Origin of the sequence: Marinomonas spartinae (assembly GCF_016461715.1) — a bacterium.
Taxonomy (GTDB): domain Bacteria; phylum Pseudomonadota; class Gammaproteobacteria; order Pseudomonadales; family Marinomonadaceae; genus Marinomonas; species Marinomonas spartinae_A.
In genome coordinates this window covers 82,553-100,375 of record NZ_JAEMUI010000015.1, presented here as the reverse complement: position 1 = coordinate 100,375, position 17,823 = coordinate 82,553, and the positions used below count along the sequence as shown (strand labels likewise).

The 17,823-nt window shown below is 46.2% G+C and carries 14 protein-coding genes; 11 read left to right on the top strand and 3 right to left on the bottom strand.

Translation table 11 applies throughout. The features are described 5' to 3' along the window. The first annotated feature begins 4 nt into the window (after positions 1–4). Positions 5–2,212 (top strand): 1,4-alpha-glucan branching protein GlgB, encoded by a 2,208-nt coding sequence (glgB, locus tag JHD45_RS14595; protein WP_199477243.1) that lies wholly within the window; start codon positions 5–7, stop codon positions 2,210–2,212. Between the two features lie 13 nt (positions 2,213–2,225). Next, entirely contained in the window at positions 2,226–4,250 is a 2,025-nt protein-coding gene (gene glgX / locus JHD45_RS14590; RefSeq protein WP_199477242.1) for a glycogen debranching protein GlgX, read from the top strand. A gap of 28 nt (positions 4,251–4,278) precedes the next feature. Here the strand turns inward: glgX and JHD45_RS14585 are convergent, their stop codons facing one another. Beyond that, positions 4,279–4,731 carry a protein tyrosine phosphatase family protein gene (locus tag JHD45_RS14585; protein WP_199477241.1) on the bottom strand — a complete coding sequence of 151 codons (453 nt, stop codon included), beginning with the start codon at positions 4,729–4,731 and terminating at the stop codon, positions 4,279–4,281. Between the two features lie 234 nt (positions 4,732–4,965). On the opposite strand from JHD45_RS14585, the gene JHD45_RS14580 reads away from it, so the two are divergent. From JHD45_RS14580 to JHD45_RS14555, 6 genes are all read left to right on the top strand, one after another. Next, positions 4,966–6,795 (top strand): ABC transporter permease, encoded by a 1,830-nt coding sequence (locus tag JHD45_RS14580; protein WP_199477240.1) that lies wholly within the window; start codon positions 4,966–4,968, stop codon positions 6,793–6,795. 1 nt (position 6,796) lies between these two features. Beyond that, on the top strand, positions 6,797–7,987 hold the full coding sequence (locus JHD45_RS14575) for an ABC transporter ATP-binding protein (RefSeq protein WP_199477239.1): 1,191 nt from the start codon (positions 6,797–6,799) through the stop codon (positions 7,985–7,987). Positions 7,988–8,016: 29 nt separating this feature from the next. Next, the gene (locus JHD45_RS14570) at positions 8,017–9,135 is read left to right on the top strand and encodes an ABC transporter substrate-binding protein (RefSeq protein ID WP_199477238.1); all 1,119 of its coding nucleotides are present in this window, start codon (positions 8,017–8,019) and stop codon (positions 9,133–9,135) included. Between the two features lie 65 nt (positions 9,136–9,200). Continuing rightward, positions 9,201–9,998 carry an inositol monophosphatase family protein gene (locus tag JHD45_RS14565; protein ID WP_233407844.1) on the top strand — a complete coding sequence of 266 codons (798 nt, stop codon included), beginning with the start codon at positions 9,201–9,203 and terminating at the stop codon, positions 9,996–9,998. A 59-nt stretch (positions 9,999–10,057) separates the two neighbouring features. After that, the gene (locus JHD45_RS14560; RefSeq protein ID WP_199477236.1) at positions 10,058–10,708 is read left to right on the top strand and encodes a dual specificity protein phosphatase family protein; all 651 of its coding nucleotides are present in this window, start codon (positions 10,058–10,060) and stop codon (positions 10,706–10,708) included. A 39-nt stretch (positions 10,709–10,747) separates the two neighbouring features. Further along, entirely contained in the window at positions 10,748–11,770 is a 1,023-nt protein-coding gene (locus tag JHD45_RS14555; protein ID WP_199477235.1) for a substrate-binding domain-containing protein, read from the top strand. 110 nt (positions 11,771–11,880) lie between these two features. On the opposite strand, the gene JHD45_RS14550 is transcribed toward JHD45_RS14555, so the two are convergent. Beyond that, positions 11,881–12,621 (bottom strand): class I SAM-dependent methyltransferase, encoded by a 741-nt coding sequence (locus tag JHD45_RS14550; protein ID WP_199477234.1) that lies wholly within the window; start codon positions 12,619–12,621, stop codon positions 11,881–11,883. A gap of 93 nt (positions 12,622–12,714) precedes the next feature. After that, entirely contained in the window at positions 12,715–13,341 is a 627-nt protein-coding gene (locus JHD45_RS14545) for an HAD family hydrolase (RefSeq protein WP_233407843.1), read from the bottom strand. A gap of 133 nt (positions 13,342–13,474) precedes the next feature. On the opposite strand from JHD45_RS14545, the gene JHD45_RS14540 reads away from it, so the two are divergent. The 3 genes from JHD45_RS14540 (at position 13,475) to JHD45_RS14530 (ending at position 17,746) form a co-directional block, all read left to right on the top strand. Then, on the top strand, positions 13,475–14,500 hold the full coding sequence (locus tag JHD45_RS14540) for a TAXI family TRAP transporter solute-binding subunit (protein WP_199477233.1): 1,026 nt from the start codon (positions 13,475–13,477) through the stop codon (positions 14,498–14,500). Between the two features lie 179 nt (positions 14,501–14,679). Continuing rightward, positions 14,680–16,827: a TRAP transporter permease gene (locus tag JHD45_RS14535; RefSeq protein WP_199477232.1), complete on the top strand. Its 2,148-nt coding sequence runs from the start codon at positions 14,680–14,682 to the stop codon at positions 16,825–16,827. A 223-nt stretch (positions 16,828–17,050) separates the two neighbouring features. Then, positions 17,051–17,746, top strand: coding sequence for a 2'-5' RNA ligase family protein (locus JHD45_RS14530; protein WP_199477231.1), 696 nt, complete (start codon positions 17,051–17,053; stop codon positions 17,744–17,746). Positions 17,747–17,823: the final 77 nt, after the last annotated feature.

Genomic DNA, 17,823 nt, shown 5'->3' with positions numbered 1-17,823 from the left:
GTGAATGGATCCGCTTAAAAATGTTCTAATTGACGATATATTGAACGCACGTTGTGCCGACCCATTTGGCTGTTTAGGCTTACAAAAATCAAAGACTTCCAGTGGTTTCACCCTGACTGTATGGCGTCCTACCGCGACGGCTATCACAGTCATATCACTGACAGATGACACCGTTTTAGGCAAGATGAACTGCCTTCATAAAGATGGATTATTTGAGTTATCTTTTCCTAAAGCAAAATCGCCTTTTCATTATCGAATTAACGTCACCTATGGCGATAATACCTATACCATTGTTGATCCTTACCAGTTTTCAGAGGCCACTTTTCATGACCCTGAGCACCATCAAGCCAACCTCTATAAAAGCCAGGGGGCAATTCGTCGCGGGGCATACATTAACGAGCAATTAACCATTAATGGCACTCGGTTCGCGGTATATGCCCCAGCGGCTCGTTCGGTTTCAGTCGTTGGTGACTTTAATGCTTGGGATGGACGTCTTCACCCCATGTCAAGTAATGGCGATGGCATTTGGCGACTGTTCATTCCCGATGTGAATCATGGCGCTCGCTATAAGTTTGAAATTCGTGCGAACAATGGCGACATACTACCGCACCGTAGCGACCCTTTTGCCCAGCGCATTGAACAATATCCGTCTTTTGCAAGCGTAACTTGCTTTGATGACAAACATCAATGGCAAGATACCCAGTGGACTCAGCGCCCACTTGTGGATATTTACGAAACCCCAATGAGTATCTATGAACTTCACCTTGGTTCATGGCGTCGTAAAGACGATAACCAACCCCTCACCTACTTGGAACTAAAAGAAGAACTGGTCCCTTATCTACAAGAAATGGACTATACCCACGTAGAATTACTGCCCATTAGTGAATACCCATTTGATGGTTCTTGGGGCTATCAACCCGTTGGTTTATATGCAGTGACCTCCCGCTACGGCACACCAGAAGAGTTTAAAGTGTTAGTCGATGCACTCCATCAGGCAAACATTGGTGTCATCATGGATTGGGTGCCTGCTCACTTTCCCGCCGATAGCCATGGTTTAGCCAACTTTGATGGTAGCAAACAATACGAATACCCCGACCCGAAAAAGGGCTGGCATCCGGAATGGAACTCACTGATTTACGATTTTGGCAAAGATCATGTCGTTAATTATCTCATCAGTAATGCGGTTTTCTGGCTTGAAGAGTTTCATATAGACGGCTTACGAGTGGATGCTGTCGCCTCGATGCTTTACCTTGATTATTCACGGGAACAGGGTGAATGGGTTCCCAATCAGGACGGAGGTAATCACAATTACGAAGCCATTGCTTTTTTGCGTCGCCTAAACGAAACCGTCTATTTGAATCACCCTCGTTGTTTTACCGTAGCAGAAGAGTCTACCGCCTTCCCTGGCGTCTCGAAACCCACCTATATGGATGGTCTGGGTTTTGGCTTTAAATGGAACATGGGCTGGATGAACGACTCACTGGAGTACATCAAAAAAGACCCGATACATCGCAAATATCATCAAGGTGAACTCACCTTTAGCATGGTCTATGCGTTCGACGAACAGTTTGTTTTGCCCATATCACATGATGAAGTTGTCCACGGCAAGGGATCCATGATCGAAAAAATGCCCGGCGACCCATGGCAAAAATTCGCGAACTTACGCGCTTTTTCCGCTTACATGTATTTTCACCCAGGTAAAAAGCTCAACTTTATGGGCAACGAGTTTGCACAAGGCCAAGAATGGAGCCACCAGCGCTCTCTTGATTGGCATTTGCTGGATATTGACTACCACCAAGGTCAACAGTACCTGACGCGAGATTTAAACCATTTGTATAAAAATGAACCAGCCTTACACCTAGACCACTCCGGCCATGGTTTTGAATGGATCAGCTATGATGATAGCGCTAACAGCATCTTGGTCTTTGTCCGCAAAGCCAAAGAGTATACTGCCCACGGCATTGCTATCACTAACTTTACGCCAGTACCTCAAGCAAACTACCGTATCGGCGTGCCAGAGCCCGGCCGTTATCAAGTGATCTTCAATTCCGATGAAGGACGCTACGCAGGAAGTGATTACCTATTAAGCCAAGGCTGTCAAAAAGATCACATTTATCAAACTGAGGCCATAGACAGCCATGGTAAAACCAATAGCATTGAAATAAAAGTCCCCCCTCTCAGTGGCGTCTTTTTAAAGTGGCTAGGCGAATAACAAGGAATCTTTCATGAGCGATACTTACACGATTAATTCTGGTCACCCCTTTCCGCTCGGAGCGCAAATTACCGAAAATGGTGTCAATTTCGCGGTCGCCTCAGAAGAAGCCAGTGCTATTTTCTTGTGCCTCTTTGACGACAAAGGAAACGAACTAGAACGCTTGCCTTTTATTGCCAAGCGTCGTGGTATATGGCATATGGAAGTGTTTGGCTTAACAGAAGGTCAACACTATGGTTTTCGCGCGCAAGGTCCTTTTGACCCCAGTTCGCAACGACTATTTAATGAAAACAAACTCCTTATCGACCCTTATGCGAAAGCATTAACCAGTAAACTCGAATGGCACGAGGACCAAGCCGCCATCACAGAAGATGGAGGGCAACACCTTGTGGACTCCGCCTATTGCGTGCCAAAATCCATCGTTCGGCGTGTCAGCGCCTCATCGATTCGCCCTAAACGAGTCCATGTACCACATGTCCAACGCACCCTATACGAGCTGCATGTCAAAGGATTCAGCCAGCACTTACCCATTGATGACGCCCTTAAAGGCACCTATCTTGGGGTAATCTCCAAACCGGGTATTAAACACCTAAAGTCTCTTGGCATTACCACCATTCAGTTGATGCCGTGTTTCAGTTTTGCCACAGAACAACATTTACAACGCCTCAAACTCAACAACTACTGGGGCTATAACCCCATTAGCTTTTTTGTACCGGAACCCTCTTACGCTCAAAAAGACGCTATCAGCGAATTTCAAACCATGATAGATGGTCTCCGTGAAGCCGGTTTTGAGGTTATTCTCGACGTGGTATACAACCACACAGCTGAGAGCGAAATGAATCACTCTAGTGTCTGCTTTCGTGGTTTGGATAATGCCCACTATTATCGTCACAAAGAGGGCCAATACCTTAATTATACTGGCTGTGGCAACTGTCTGGACACCTATAACCCAAGCAGTATTCGTCTTATTTGCGATAGCATGCGCTATTGGGTAACGGTCATGGGTGTCGATGGATTCCGCTTTGACTTAGGTGTGGACTTGGGCAGAACCAACCATGATTTTTCGCCTAAAGCGCCGTTATTACAAGCCATTTTACAGGACCCAGTGTTAAGTGAAGCCTGTTTAGTTATGGAACCTTGGGATATCGGTCCAAACGGTTACCAATTAGGGCAATTTCCCAGAGGCTTCTTAGAATGTAACGACCAGTATCGTGATACGGTACGGCGTTTCTGGCGTGGTGATGAAGGTTTCACTTCGCAATTGGCCACACGCCTGATGGGATCACGCGATATTTTCCATAAAGGAAAAAAAAGCGCTTTGCACTCTGTCAACTACATCACCTACCATGATGGCTACACATTGCATGATTTGGTCTCTTACCACCGCCGTCATAATATGGCAAACATGGAAAACAACCGAGATGGTCACGGTGATAACCTCAGCCAAAACTTTGGTGTCGAAGGTGAAACAGATAACGCCGAAATCTTGCAACGTCGCTTAAATCAACAACTGTGTTTTATTGCTACCTTACTACTTAGCCAGGGCACTCCTCACATTCTTGGCGGGGATGAACTGTCCCACACACAGCAAGGAAACAACAACGCCTACTGCCAAGACAACGACATCACATGGCTTAAGTGGGAAGAAAGTGAAAGCCGAACTAAATTACAAGAAGCGATTGCGAGTTTGATGGCGATACGAAAAGCCTACCCCATTCTAGCGGAAATCTATTTAGAAGACGATTCACTGTATCAATATCAACCTTCGGACCACATTGAGTGGCTAAATGAACACAACCAGCCCATGAGTAACGACGATTGGGCCCAGAAAGAGAGGGATTATTTGTCGGCCATTCTGACCCCGGCGGACTTATCGACACACCTTTGGCTTGTCTTTTACCGAGAAGACCACCCTCTAAGCGTGCCATTGCCAAAAGCCACCACACAATTAGACGTGCTTTATAAAACCCCCGGAATAGAGCTGGACAAAAAACAAATCCACTGCCATTACCGAGGGGTCATGATCGCAAAACTCTAACAGAATCAGCCTGAGGCAACTCAGGCTGTCAGCGAGTCAAACCAAGATCTTCGGCTGACCACTTCAGCATGTCTTGCCACACAGGGTTAATATCCCAACGCTCGAACATAATGGATTTAGACGCTTGTTCAGAGCGTTTTTCAACCTTGGTAAAATAATGATACATGAACGCCGAAACACGGTAATTCATAATGCAATGCACAAATATTTTCTGAGTGTTTAGCGAAGAGAGCAATTGACAGAAGAACGCTACTTGCTTTTTAGACGGCGCATCAAATTTTACCGGAATATGAATATAGTTCATTCCTAATTCACTGACCAATCGATCTTCTTCCAAAACCGCGTCTGGATGATCAGGCATACCAAGGTTAATAACATAGTCATAACCCTGTTCTGCAATTTTCGGAAACTGTTCTGCCTTTGGTTGTCCCCCTGTCGCAATAAGTGGCGTCAATTGAACAAAATTTTTAATCCTCTCCATCAATACTCTCCTTATATCGCGATCACGCTCATCAGTGTTCAAAAATATAACAAAAAGTTCATAAAAGACAAAAACACTCTATAAATCTATGATTTTTAATGCTTTATCTCCCCTAAATTCATATGTATGAAGTGTCAATATCAGCATTTTGCACATAGGCGCAAAAGCGTCACCTCCTTGTAACATAATCCCTCTATGGTGATTGCCGTGAATTAAGCAATAAGGGAAAACACCATGCCGTTGCCAGTTGAAACACATCATCATTTAAAGCCAGACTGGTGGCTAAGAGTTCGCCATTCCATCGCTGTTAGCAGGCATGAGCCCGCCAATGTCATCGCCTTTATATTAACGGCTTGCTTTGCCTATTTGATTCTGGCTCCTGTTATCTCCATATTACTTGATGCCATTTTTGTCCATACTGGCGATGCAGGGCGCACCCATCAAGATGAAGGTGCTTTCACCCTCTACTATCTGACACGCGCTTTTATGTCACGTATGTCAGAGATTATCCTTTGGACACCGCTTTACAACACCCTAACAATCGCCCTTGGTACCGTGGCATGCTCTTTAGCCTTAGGCGTAACACTGGCCTGGCTGATCAATCGGACCAATATGGCAGGCCGTAGGTGGTTTGCCAGTGCTTTGATTGTCCCTTTTATGCTCCCGTCATGGACATTTGCCATGGCATGGACAACCATCTTTAAAAACCGCACTATCGGGGGCCAACCTGGGTGGCTGGAAGCATTAGGTTTTCACACACCTAATTGGCTCGCCTATGGCTTTTTTCCAATTGTTGTTATTTTAATTTTACACTATACACCACTGGTCATTTTAATTGTTGGCAATGCGCTAACTCGTTTAGATGTACAAATGGAAGACTGTGCCCGCATTTTAGGTGCACCTCGTCGCACCATTGCCTTCTCCATCATTTTACCCCTAGTGCGTCCAGCACTTATGTCCGCCGGTTTGCTGATTTTTGCCGACTGCATAGGCGAATTTGCCGTGCCCTACATCCTCGGCTTACCTGTCCATTACGACACCCTGTCAACGGGTCTGTATCGATCCCTTGATTCTCGCCAAAATGGTGTTGCCGCTGTTCTTGCGGCCGTCATTATGATCATTGGTGTTATCACCTTGCTTATTGATATGCGCATGATGCGTGAGGCGCGCCGTTTTGTGACTGTGGGCGGTAAAGGCAATATGGATCGCCAAATTTCCCTTGGCAAATTACGTGTGATTGCTGCCAGTATTCCTATGGCGTTTATGCTTATCGGTATGGTGATCCCACTGGTCACCTTATTTTTATCAACCATCATGACCTTGCCTGGCCGCTTCACCCTAAGCAATTTCACCTTCGATTTTTGGATAGGACACAACCTAACAACCGTCGCCCTGCGAAATGGTATTTTGTTCACTCCAGAATTTTGGCAAGCCACATGGAATACCATCTTCATTGTGGGCATCGCCTCTCTATGCTCTGGCATCTTAGGTTTACTGGTGGGTTACGCTGTAACACGCTGTTCATTCCGTGGTGTCAGCGGCTTTTTACGCCACATTACCTTTATGCCCTATTTGGTTCCAGGGATTGCCTTTGCGGCGGCCTTTCTATCATTGTTTGCTGTGGCTCGTGGCCCTATTCCAGCTCTTTACGGCACCCCAATATTACTCATTATCGCGCTTATTGCTGAAAAAATGCCCTTTGCCAGTCGTTCAGGCATCGCGGCGATGACACAACTCGGCAAAGAACCTGAAGAAGCCGCTCGCATCGCCGGAGCTAGCTGGTTCACTCGCATGCGTAAAATCATCGTTCCCATTCAAGCTGGGCCATTGGCAACAGGCATTCTTTTACCTTTCATATCCGGTATTAAAGGTGTCAGTTTATTTATTATTTTAGCGGTTCCTTCAACCGATGTTCTTACCACCTATTCCCTTCGCCTACTCGACTACAACTATGACCAAGCGGCCAATGCCGTCGTCTTCATGATTGCCCTGATTGCTTGGTTTGGCACCCTATTGATCCAACGGATCTCTGGTACCCACTTGGCCCAAGGTCTGGAGAGCTAATATGCCAACTATCGAACTGAAAAATTTAACAAAAACCTATGGAAAGAATGCTGCACCAGCGGTCAACAACATCAATATCACAATCGCCGATGGCGAGTTTATGTGCTTACTTGGCCCTTCTGGTTGTGGCAAAACCACGATTTTACGAATGATCGCAGGCATTGAGCACGCCAGCTCAGGGGAAATCGTACTAGGAGGTTCAGTCGTTGACTCCGTCAATAAGTCGCACTTTACCCCCCCAGAACAACGTCAGATTGGCTTAGTGTTCCAAAACTATGCACTTTGGCCTCATATGACTGTGGAACGCAATGTGGACTTTGGCTTGCGTATACAAAAGCTACCAGCAGAAGAACGCCGCGCGCGCTGCCAAGATGTTATGGAAAAGCTGCGCATCGCGGAATACGCAAACCGTTACCCATCACAACTTTCCGGTGGGCAACAGCAACGTGTTGCCTTAGCTCGCATGCTAGCGGTGAATCCAGGTATCTTGCTATTAGATGAGCCACTTTCCAACTTAGACGCCACACTGCGCCTAGAAATGCGAGCCGAATTACGCCGCATTCACGAAACATTCGGCACCACTATTGTATTCGTCAGCCACGATCAGTGGGAAGCCATGACGCTTGCCAATACCATCGCTGTAATGGACAAAGGCACGCTACAGCAAATCGGCACCCCCGATGAAATCTACGCAACGCCGCAAAATCGCTTTGTTGCCGAATTTATCGGGAACCCCAAGATCAATATGATCGAACTTAGCAAAGCAACCGACTCCCTCGACAAAGTGGCGGATCATATCCTCGCACGACTACCTGAATGCGCGCATGCAGACACCTGCTGTATCCGCCCAGAAGAAATTGTCTTAAGTGACCGGCCACATAGTCATACCATTCCAATGACCATAGAAAACATCATGCCAACAGGTGGCAGCTGGGTCATTGAGTTAAGTTATGGTAGCAGCCGTCTGTTCCACTCAACACAACAGCGCCCATCCTGGCGTGTGCAGGAACAAGTTAATGCCTTTTTACCAGCACAAGCTTTGCACTTTTTCGCTCAAAACCACCGTCGACTAACGATCGATACGCTCCAAGATGAGCCCCTAAAACGACTAAATCGATCCAATCAACTCAAATCCAAGCGTACCTTTGAGCCCCATCACCCACTTAATCAGCCAGTGAATCACAGGGTATAGACCTTCAACCTTAGACCTAGGAGATGACCATGAAATTATCAACAAAAAACGGATTGACCGCTTTAGCCACTGGCCTGCTGTCAGTATCTTCTGTATCTGCATTTGCTGCTGATTCATTTGACTTACAAGCCTTGATCGAAGCGGCCCAAAAAGAACCGCCTCTTATCGTATATGCCTCAACAGGTAAGATCGTTAAACAAGCCAAAGCGTTTGACAAAAAATACGATCTGCAAGCGACAGGAGTCAAAGCCAAAGCTCCACAGATTTTAGAAATAGTCTCCCGTGAAGCCAGAGCTCATAATGTCAAAACTGGTGTCATATTATTGGAAGATGCACCAGCAGGCATCGAGCAGCTGCTCTCTAAAGGCTATGTAGAAAGCTGGGTACCACCGGACTTGGCGAAACACATTCCTGCCAACTACCAACACCCGCTAACCGTCGTACTTGCTCCCAATGTCTGGGCATACAACACCAAACTGTATAAAACTTGCCCGATCACCAATATATGGCAATTAACCGAACCTAAATGGCGTGGTAAAGTTGCCATGCAAGACCCATTAGGCAAGCCCGCTTATACCGACTGGTTTAACCAAATGGCTACCCATCATGACAAGGCCGTAGCCGCTGCCTACCAGGCAGAATTTGGCAAACCATTAAAAACCGACGAGAGCAGTGCGACGGCCGCGTTTGTCAAGGCACTCGCAGAAAATGGTCCTCTGTTAACCAGCTCAGATACTGCTGCCGCTGCGGCCATTGGTGCACCAGATGTCACCAACAGTTTTGTCGGTTTAATCAGTACCGCTAAGTTTCGGAAAAACAAAGATGGAATGAAACTGGGCTTATGCAAAAATATGGTCCCTTTTAGTGGCTGGAGTTACCCAACCCTAGGACTGATTGTCAAAGGGTCTCAAAGTCCAAATGCCGCCAAGCTCTTTATCCATTACGTAATGACAGCGCAAGGCATCGCACCGCAAAGCATCGATGGCAAAATGTCGACCAACCAAACTGTTAGCCTGCCCAAAAACGAACCATCCGGCGTTGGCAAGGTACGTAATCAAATCATGGGATATGAGGCTTCCAGTGCCGATTCAGATTGGCAAAGTCGCCAAGACTGGCAAGATCTTTGGAGCTTGAGCTATCACAAATAATTATTTACTGAGAATGGGACTCCCTCATTCCCTTTTTTCTAGGCATCATTAAGGACATGAACCAAATGATAGACGATATAACAACACGGGAAATAGCGCTAAAAAACATCATCCAAAAAGCGGGTAATTTGGCTCTACAACATTTCAAAAGCCGCCGCCAAGGAGATTTCACCCTAAAAGGCCAACAAGACTTTCTAACGGAAGCAGATGCCTTAGTAGAAGAATACATTCGTGATGCCCTGTTCAACCAATTTCCACACGATGGACTGTTTGGAGAAGAAACGGGGGGGTCTGTTGAAACGCCCTCTCTCTGGGTCGTTGACCCCATTGACGGCACCGCCAATTTTGCTCGAGGTATTGAGCATTTTTGTGTGTCTATTGCGTTCGTTCATCGAGGCATCACTCATCTCGGAGCCATCTATAACCCCGCCAGCAATGAACTCTACCGTGTTCGTCGTGGTCGCTATGTCACCAAAAACGATCAACCTATACGTGTCTCAAACATGCAAAGTATGGCAAGTGCCACCATCGAATTAGGCTGGTCCAATCGTCTCTCAATACAAACGTTTCTCGATATAACCAACTCACTGCTTCAAACGGGGGTCAATATTCGTCGGGGCGCCTCTGGCGCCCTCGGCCTTGCTTGGGTTGCCGAAGGTCGCACAGACGGATACGTAGAACAACATATGCAAGCTTGGGACTGCTTGGCCGGACTTCTCATGGTAGAAGAAGCGGGTGGCAGAATTGGTAAATTCCCTAAAAGCCATGACGAGATTGTCAATGGTGGCCCCATTATTGCGACAACCAACGCATTGGCCGACGCTATCTCCAAAGCAAGCAGTATTGAATTAAGAGCCTATTAACCTCCTCTCCCTCCCCTTAATAAAGGGGAGGGAATTGGGAATGCTTCAAGAGACAACACATGACAGCACCAGACAACACGCAAAAAGCTAAGAAGAAAGCACCTCATTACCCACGCCCGCCAATAAGCTTAATTGAAAGCAATATCCCGGGCTGGGGTATCGATGTCTATATTGGTGGCTCAACGGGAGTCGCCGACCCCTTATTACTCGAAAAACACAATATTAAAGTCGTGCTTAACTGCGCCGTGAATCTAGACATTAACATGGTGCACTATACAGAAGACAACATTCCAGAGCATTTGCATCAATATGGATCAAGCCAAGTGCGCTACTATAAAGTCGGCTTAATTGATGGACCAGGTAATCCAGACACCTTGATGTTAGCAGCGTATTACTTAATGCGTTCGTCTTTGCAACAAGTCTTACCAGTAAAACCCTCCTACAAGGTTCGAGAAAAAGGCAATATTTTGGTTAACTGCCGTGGCGGCCGGAGTCGCTCCGTCACAGTCGTCGCCTTATTTTTGCATTTAGAAATGCCAGAACGCTACCCGACCTTGGAGGCCGCTATCAACCATATTCGTGAGAAGCGTGAACTTCACCCTGATGAATGGTATGAAACCCCTAAACCAGAACTCATTCGCTTGGCGGAACGGGCCGTAAAAATGGAAAAGCGACTCCGAGAGGTCGATTTTGATGCCAATGACGAATAACCTAAACAGTATAATCAAACGTAATAACGGTTAACTTGTATGTCGGTAAAGAATATTGCCAATGCGACACAAGTCGCAAAGTTGGCGGGCGTGTCCCGCTCTGCAGTCTCTCGCACGTTCACCCCAGGGGCCAGTGTATCGGCGGCGACTCGGGAACGAGTGTTGAAAGCGGCAAAAGAGTTGAACTATCATGTCAACCACTTAGCCCGAGGACTATCCAATGAGCGCAGCCGTCCCGTTTGTATTTTAGGAGCAGATTTAAAAGCGCCTTATCAAGCTAGCTTATTGAATGCCATCACAAAACGCCTGCAAGAAGCCGGGCGGGCGGTTATGGTGATTAACAGTTCTGGTGACCAAGATAGCTCCACCGACGCGATTCGGCAAACCCTCAATTACCGAGCCTCCGCAACCATTGTTCTGTCTGGCACCCCACCCGCTTCATTAATTGAAACCTGCCTGCAGGCAGGGCAGCATGTCATATTAGTCAATCGTGAGGGGCAATTCGAAGGCCCCGATCACATTACCGTCAATGTTCAAGCAGCTATCATTGAAGCATATCAGTTAATGGCTGAGGCAGGTTGTCAACACTTTGCCGTCGTCTCCTCGACGATACAATCTCCAAGTTTGATTAAGCGAGAGAATGTTTTTATCCAAGCAGTAAAAGACTCGGGCCGAGCTTGCGAATTACGACGTGATGGTCCCACCAGCTACGAAACTGGCGCTCTATCAGCGAGGCAATTACTGTCTAGAGATACTCCAATAGACGGTGTATTCTGTGTGACGGATTTAATTGCCTGCGGGTTTATGGATGTCGCTCGCCACGAATTTGGACTGAGAATCCCTGAAGATTTGTGCGTATTAGGCTTCGATAACATCGAGCAAGCTGGCTGGTACGGTTATCAATTGACTACCTTTTCTCAACCACTTAGTGAAATAGCCGACGCCATCAGCGAATTATTAGAAAGTGCGCTCGATAATCATCGAAAAGCAGAAACCCGAACCTTTAACGCTCCGTTAACATGGCGTAATAGTATTCGTCATCGAAAAAGCACTCAGCGCTAGCCAGTACACATAGTTAACCAGTATTAAAAGTGCTTTTACGACGATACCCTACTGAACGAACACTATGTTTAAAAACATTAAAACTGCACCCATAAGTTAATGGATTCAGGTTATCTAATTTTTCCCGCTTTTACAAAAAAAGGTAAGGTGATGCGTTTCTTTTGAGTTGGGTTTTTCCAGACAGTAGATAGAATTTGGTTAGCCTGTACCAAAAAATCATCACCTTTGTCTTGAATACGCAACTGAGAGGCCGTCCAAGTGCGCATAAAATCCATGGTTTGAGGCATGGTCCAATTACACTGCAAATCGAACGAAGGGGTTTCAATGGGCTCATAAGGGAAATGAATATCTTTATACTGCTCCCAAAGCAAACGGCTTTCTTGTGGCCAATAAGAAGAAAGATGAGGCAGCACATGCTGAGCAATCACCGCATCCTCTTGCTCTCCAACTTGGAGCCAGTTATACCCCCAACAAACAAATAACCCACCCGGTTTTATTACTCTCTTCACTTCTTGCCAGAACGCCTCAAGATGAAACCAATGCAGGGCATGACCGACGCAAATCGCGTCAAAATAGTTATCTGGATAATGCGTTTTTTCAGACGGGAACACCTGATAATTGACCTTTCGATGGGGGGTCGCTTCGGCAATTTGTGACTCACTGATATCCGAGGCTTCCACTCGATCAAAATACGCCGCAAGGTCAATGGCTGCCTGCCCAGTGCCACAGGCAGAATCCCAAACCACATCCGTATTTCTAACCTGCTGGGATAACCAATAGTACAACTCCGCTGGGTACGTCGGTCGAGAGCGAGAATAAATACCAGAAGATCGTCCGTCAAAAGTTCGCATAAAAACACCCTATTAAAGTTATTATTTTACCCCACACCAGACTTACTCTAGAAACAGGGAAGAGATACGCTTCGGTTGTTAATAGCATAATGTTTATTGCCCCAATAATACATTATAGGAACTCAACACCGATTTCGCCTCTTCAACACCTCGAGCTAAATGAGCTTGTATACCTAAGGCTTTTGCTGCATCAACGTTTACCTGATTATCATCCACAAATAATATGCTCTCAGGCAAGACCTGTAATGCATTTAAGATATGCCGATAAAGACTAGGATCAGGCTTCACTTCCCCAATCAAATGGGACGCAAAGTAACTATGAAAATGCCCCGCTAGCTCCATCTCATTCATCAATCGAGGCCAATGGGCAGCATTCGTATTCGATAAAATCGCCCTGTGATAATGGGGCTTGACCGAATCAACCAAAGCAAGGGCACCATCGAATAATTGCTTAGGCCATGCTTTAAAACGCGCCTTAAAAGTCTCCTTATCCATATCCGTACCGACCTCTTTAGGAAGCCTTTCGGCAAATTCATCGAAAGAAATACGACCAGAATCAAACGCTGCAACCGCAGGAGATGTCAACCACTTTAGCCATACCTCAGTGATGTCCCCTTGAGTATTCAGCATGGTATGCATCTGCTCGATACTACCAAGATCCACGAGAACATTCCCTAAATCAAACATCACAACATTTATATCTTGATTTTTAACCAACAAACGTCATACCCTCTTTAAAGAAATCGAAAACAATACGCAAAAACAAATAAAAAACACAATTACTAATCTGGCTATTGCTCACAAAATTAGTAATAGACTAATCGATTCAACGCTTTAATTGGAGAATAATAAGATGAAATTAGCCTTCGCATCAAAAGCCCTATTAACAGCGTCCGCTCTTGCTACGCTTACCTTCGGCGCCATGAACGCCTCTGCGGCCAATAAAGACTACATACTTGCTACAGCCTCTACGGGTGGAACCTATTACCCTGTTGGCGTGGCGATTGCCACATTGAGTAAAGTGAAACTTGAGCCTAAATATCACTTTTCACTGTCTGCCATCAGTTCCGCAGGTTCTGGTGAAAACATCAAGCTGATGGGCGAGAACCAAGCACAGTTTGGTATTTTGCAAGGTCTATACGGCGCCTGGGCTTGGAATGGTGATGGTCCATACGAAAAAATTGGCAAACAAAAAGAACTGCGCTCAGTCACAATGCTTTGGCAGAATGTTGAGCACTTTGTCTTGAGAAGCAACCTAACCAAAACGGGCACCGTTAGCGATTTAAAAAGCCTCGAAAATACCGACCATAAATTTTCAATTGGTAGCAAAAACTCTGGTACCGAAGGCTCTGGCCGACAGATTTTAAAAGGACTTGGTATCGATCCTGATAAATTTAGCCTAGCTTATATGGGTTATGGCTCCAGTGCAGATGCCATCCAAAATGGCAACATTGATGGCATGAACACCCCGGCGGGTGTACCAGTGAGCGCAGTAACCCGTCTATTTGCCGCTATGGGTGATAAAGTGACCGTGCTTGATTTCACGGATAAACAGATGAAAGAAGCCAATGGCCGCTATAACTTATGGACACGCTACATCATCCCAGCAAACACCTACCCAAGCCAAAGTAAACCGATTAATACCATTGCTCAACCTAACTTTTTGGCAACACGAGCAGACGTATCGGAAGACGATATCTACAATCTAACCAAATCCTTGTATGAAAATTTAGGTTATCTCAGCGCCATTCATAAAGCGACCAAGGTCATGGCGATAGAAAAAGCCATTGCGGGCTTACCAGTTCCATTACACCCTGGGGCTGCTCGCTACTATCGTGAGCAAGGAATTAAGATCCCTGCTGAACTTATTGCTAATTAATAGTTAATAGGCAGCATTACGCTAAAAGCAAATCAAGATGACCAACACACACTGCCTAACTTGCGACTCAACCGTTAGTCAGTGTGTGTTTTTACCAGAGAACCCTGTTGTCTTTTATAGGCACGAATAAAAGTACTAAACAAAGACCTGATCCTGTTTGCAACAAAGGTAACTGTTTTATGTCTGTTTCCTCTAACGCTAGCTCACCAACTCCTTCATCACCTGACAATGAGATCAATTTAGACGATTTTGAAACCCAACACCGTTCAGGCCATTGGCTCAACCGTGTTGTCTTTGCGTTAAGTATTTTTCTTGCCGTAGCACATGTTTACATTAACACCATCGGCACCCTACCCGAATTATGGGTATCTTCCTTTCATTTTGCTGGTTTTGGTGCATTATGTGCCTTACTTGTGCCTGCTCGCCCTAAATGGCGAGACAGCAAGCTGGCGCTTTTTTTCGACGCCTTGATTGTACTGGCCCTGATTGTCATGGTGCTCTATATCGTGTTTTTTGAAGATGCCCTTTACGCCAGAGGGGTTACCTTCGATACGGGCGACTGGATCGTTTCTAGTGTTTCAATATTACTGGCATTAGAACTCATTCGACGAACCAGTGGTTGGTTTATTCCTTTGTTAATTCTCGTCGCTCTCACCTATGTTGTTTGGTGGGGGAAATGGCTGGCAGGCCCATTTTCATTTCCAGGGCTCAGCGTTGAAACACTGTTATATCGCAGCTTCTTTAGTACCGATGGCATGTTCGGCCCGATCTCACGGATATCATGGAGCTTCGTCTTTATGTTTATTCTGTTCGGGGCCTTTCTTGTCAAATCTGGGGCAGGCGACTTCATCATCGACCTTTCTCGCTCTTTGGCAAGCAAAATGATTGGCGGCCCTGGCTTTGTCGCGGTATTAGGCTCTGGACTAATGGGCTCGGTATCAGGCTCCTCAGTCGCCAATACTGTCTCCACAGGCGTCATTACCATTCCTTTGATGAGAAAAGCGGGCTTCCCTGCACGCTTCGCGGCGGGCATCGAAGCGGCTGCCTCAACGGGTGGACAGCTTATGCCGCCAGTAATGGGGGCTGGTGCGTTTATCATGGCCTCGTATACTCAAGTGCCCTACGTCACCATCATTGGAGTCGCTGCCATTCCTGCCCTACTCTACTTTTTATCCGTGGGATTTTTTGTACGGGTTGAAGCCAAACGCAGTCAGGTAACCAGTACCGCAGTCGTTGGTGTACCGGTATCTCAGGTGCTAAAAGAAGGTTGGCATCATATCGTTCCCCTAGGTGTATTAGTTGCCCTCTTAATCAAAGGCTATACACCGACCTACGCCGCAGGCGTGGGGATTCTCGCGGTCATTGCCGCGTCTTGGTTGTCCAAAACACATCGCATGGGACCAATACGTATTCTTGATGCCATGGCACAAGGTGCCAAAAACATGTCTACAACGGCCGTATTACTAATAGGCATTGGCTTAGTAGTCAATGTCATTAGTACCACAGGTGTGGGCAATACCTTCTCTCTCCTCATCTCAGACTGGTCTGGTGGCAGCTTGTTATTGACCATCATATTAGTTGCCATCGCGTCTTTGGTGCTCGGAATGGGCTTACCCGTCACCGCCTCTTATATTGTATTAGGCACACTGTCTGCGCCTGCTATTTTTAACTTGATCGCCCAAAGTCAGCTATTAGAAATGATGAGCAATGGCACCTTGCCACAAGCCGCCCATGCGGTCTTTATGCTGGTGGATCCGACGTCAATCAGCAAACTGGCTGAGGGCATGCCGATGGATCAAGCCTCTGCGTTATTAGCGCAAGTCCCTGCTGACTTTAAGGGCATGCTGATGGATCAAGCACTCGGCGCCAATACCGTCGCTATGACATTGTTAACGGCGCATATGATCATTTTCTGGTTATCACAAGACAGTAATGTCACCCCACCTGTCTGTTTGACTGCCTTTGCCGCCGCAGCCATTGCCAAAACACCGCCTATGCGGACAGGGTTAACCGCTTGGAAACTGGCTAAAGGTTTGTATATCGTGCCGCTCTTGATGGCCTATACTCCATTAATTGGCGGCGATACAGAAACACTGATCAGGCTAACGATCTTTGCTATCTTCGGCATGTACGCTCTCGTTGCTGCCATGGAAGGCTATTTGGAAGACAAGCTGCCTATCCCCACTAGAGTGTTAGCACTAATTGCCGCCATTTTAATGCTGTGGCCGCATTTTTCACTTTGGCTACAACTCATTGGTCTGGTTATTTTTCTGGCCCTGTTTGTTATAGGGAATAAGACCTACGCCAAGAACAATGCGCCTGCCTAAGGTGATTTAAACGCCTCTCTTTATGCTCAATCCTCTTTTGATGATTTATCAAAGGAGGATTGTCTTTGAGAATAATGACATTACTGTTTGCTAACGTCATCTAGTCTTCATCATAATAGTGTTTACTCCTAATGACCTATTTCCGTGTAGGCATATAGGGCTTAGACGACTTATTTGCACTTTCCCAAGATTTGGTCCTATCTATTCAGTACAAGGAATCGACATGTTTAAAAACAAACAGATTATAAAACGAACATTGGGGCAAATCGCTCTGATCGGGGCAATCGGCTTATCCACCAGCGCTTTCGCAGACAGCATCAGTATGGATGTCTTTGCGATTCCCTCTAAACCCATTACCGAACTGGTCAAGCACACCAGTGACGCCTTGAAAAAAGAAGGCATCACCACCTTTTACGAAAAAGGCATGCCAGTACATGCCACACTCTACCTGACCAATTTTCCAGAAGACGCGAAATCCGCTATCGAAAAAGCGGTTAAGCAGATAGCCACACAGTATCGCCCTTTTCCGATTAAAGCGAATGGACTGACTGTCACGAAAGGCAACTGGGCCTTTATCAATCTAGATGACTCAAGCAAACTTCAACGTCTTGCAGACGAAGTGACCCTCGCTATTGAACCATTGCGAGATAAGCATGCGCCTCTACCAGGCTGGGTAAAAAACTACCCTAACAAGCTTGCCGCCTTCCAACGCTATGGCAGCCCGAACGTTTTCCAAAACTTCCAGCCCCATTTGACTCTGCTAGCAAACGAAAAAAGCCCAAAACTGGCCAGTTTCAATATGAAAATGAAGAAGCATCCGCCAGAAGCCCAAGGTGAAATTGTGGGTATTGGCATCGGTATTGCCGATGAGTGGGGTCAACAAAAAGAAATCATCGCTCGCTACTATTTTAAAAAATAGCAGACAGCTAAGCCAAGAACCGACCATTGATTGAGCGTTTGTTCTTGGCTTGAATCAACTTCTAACAGAGAATTTCA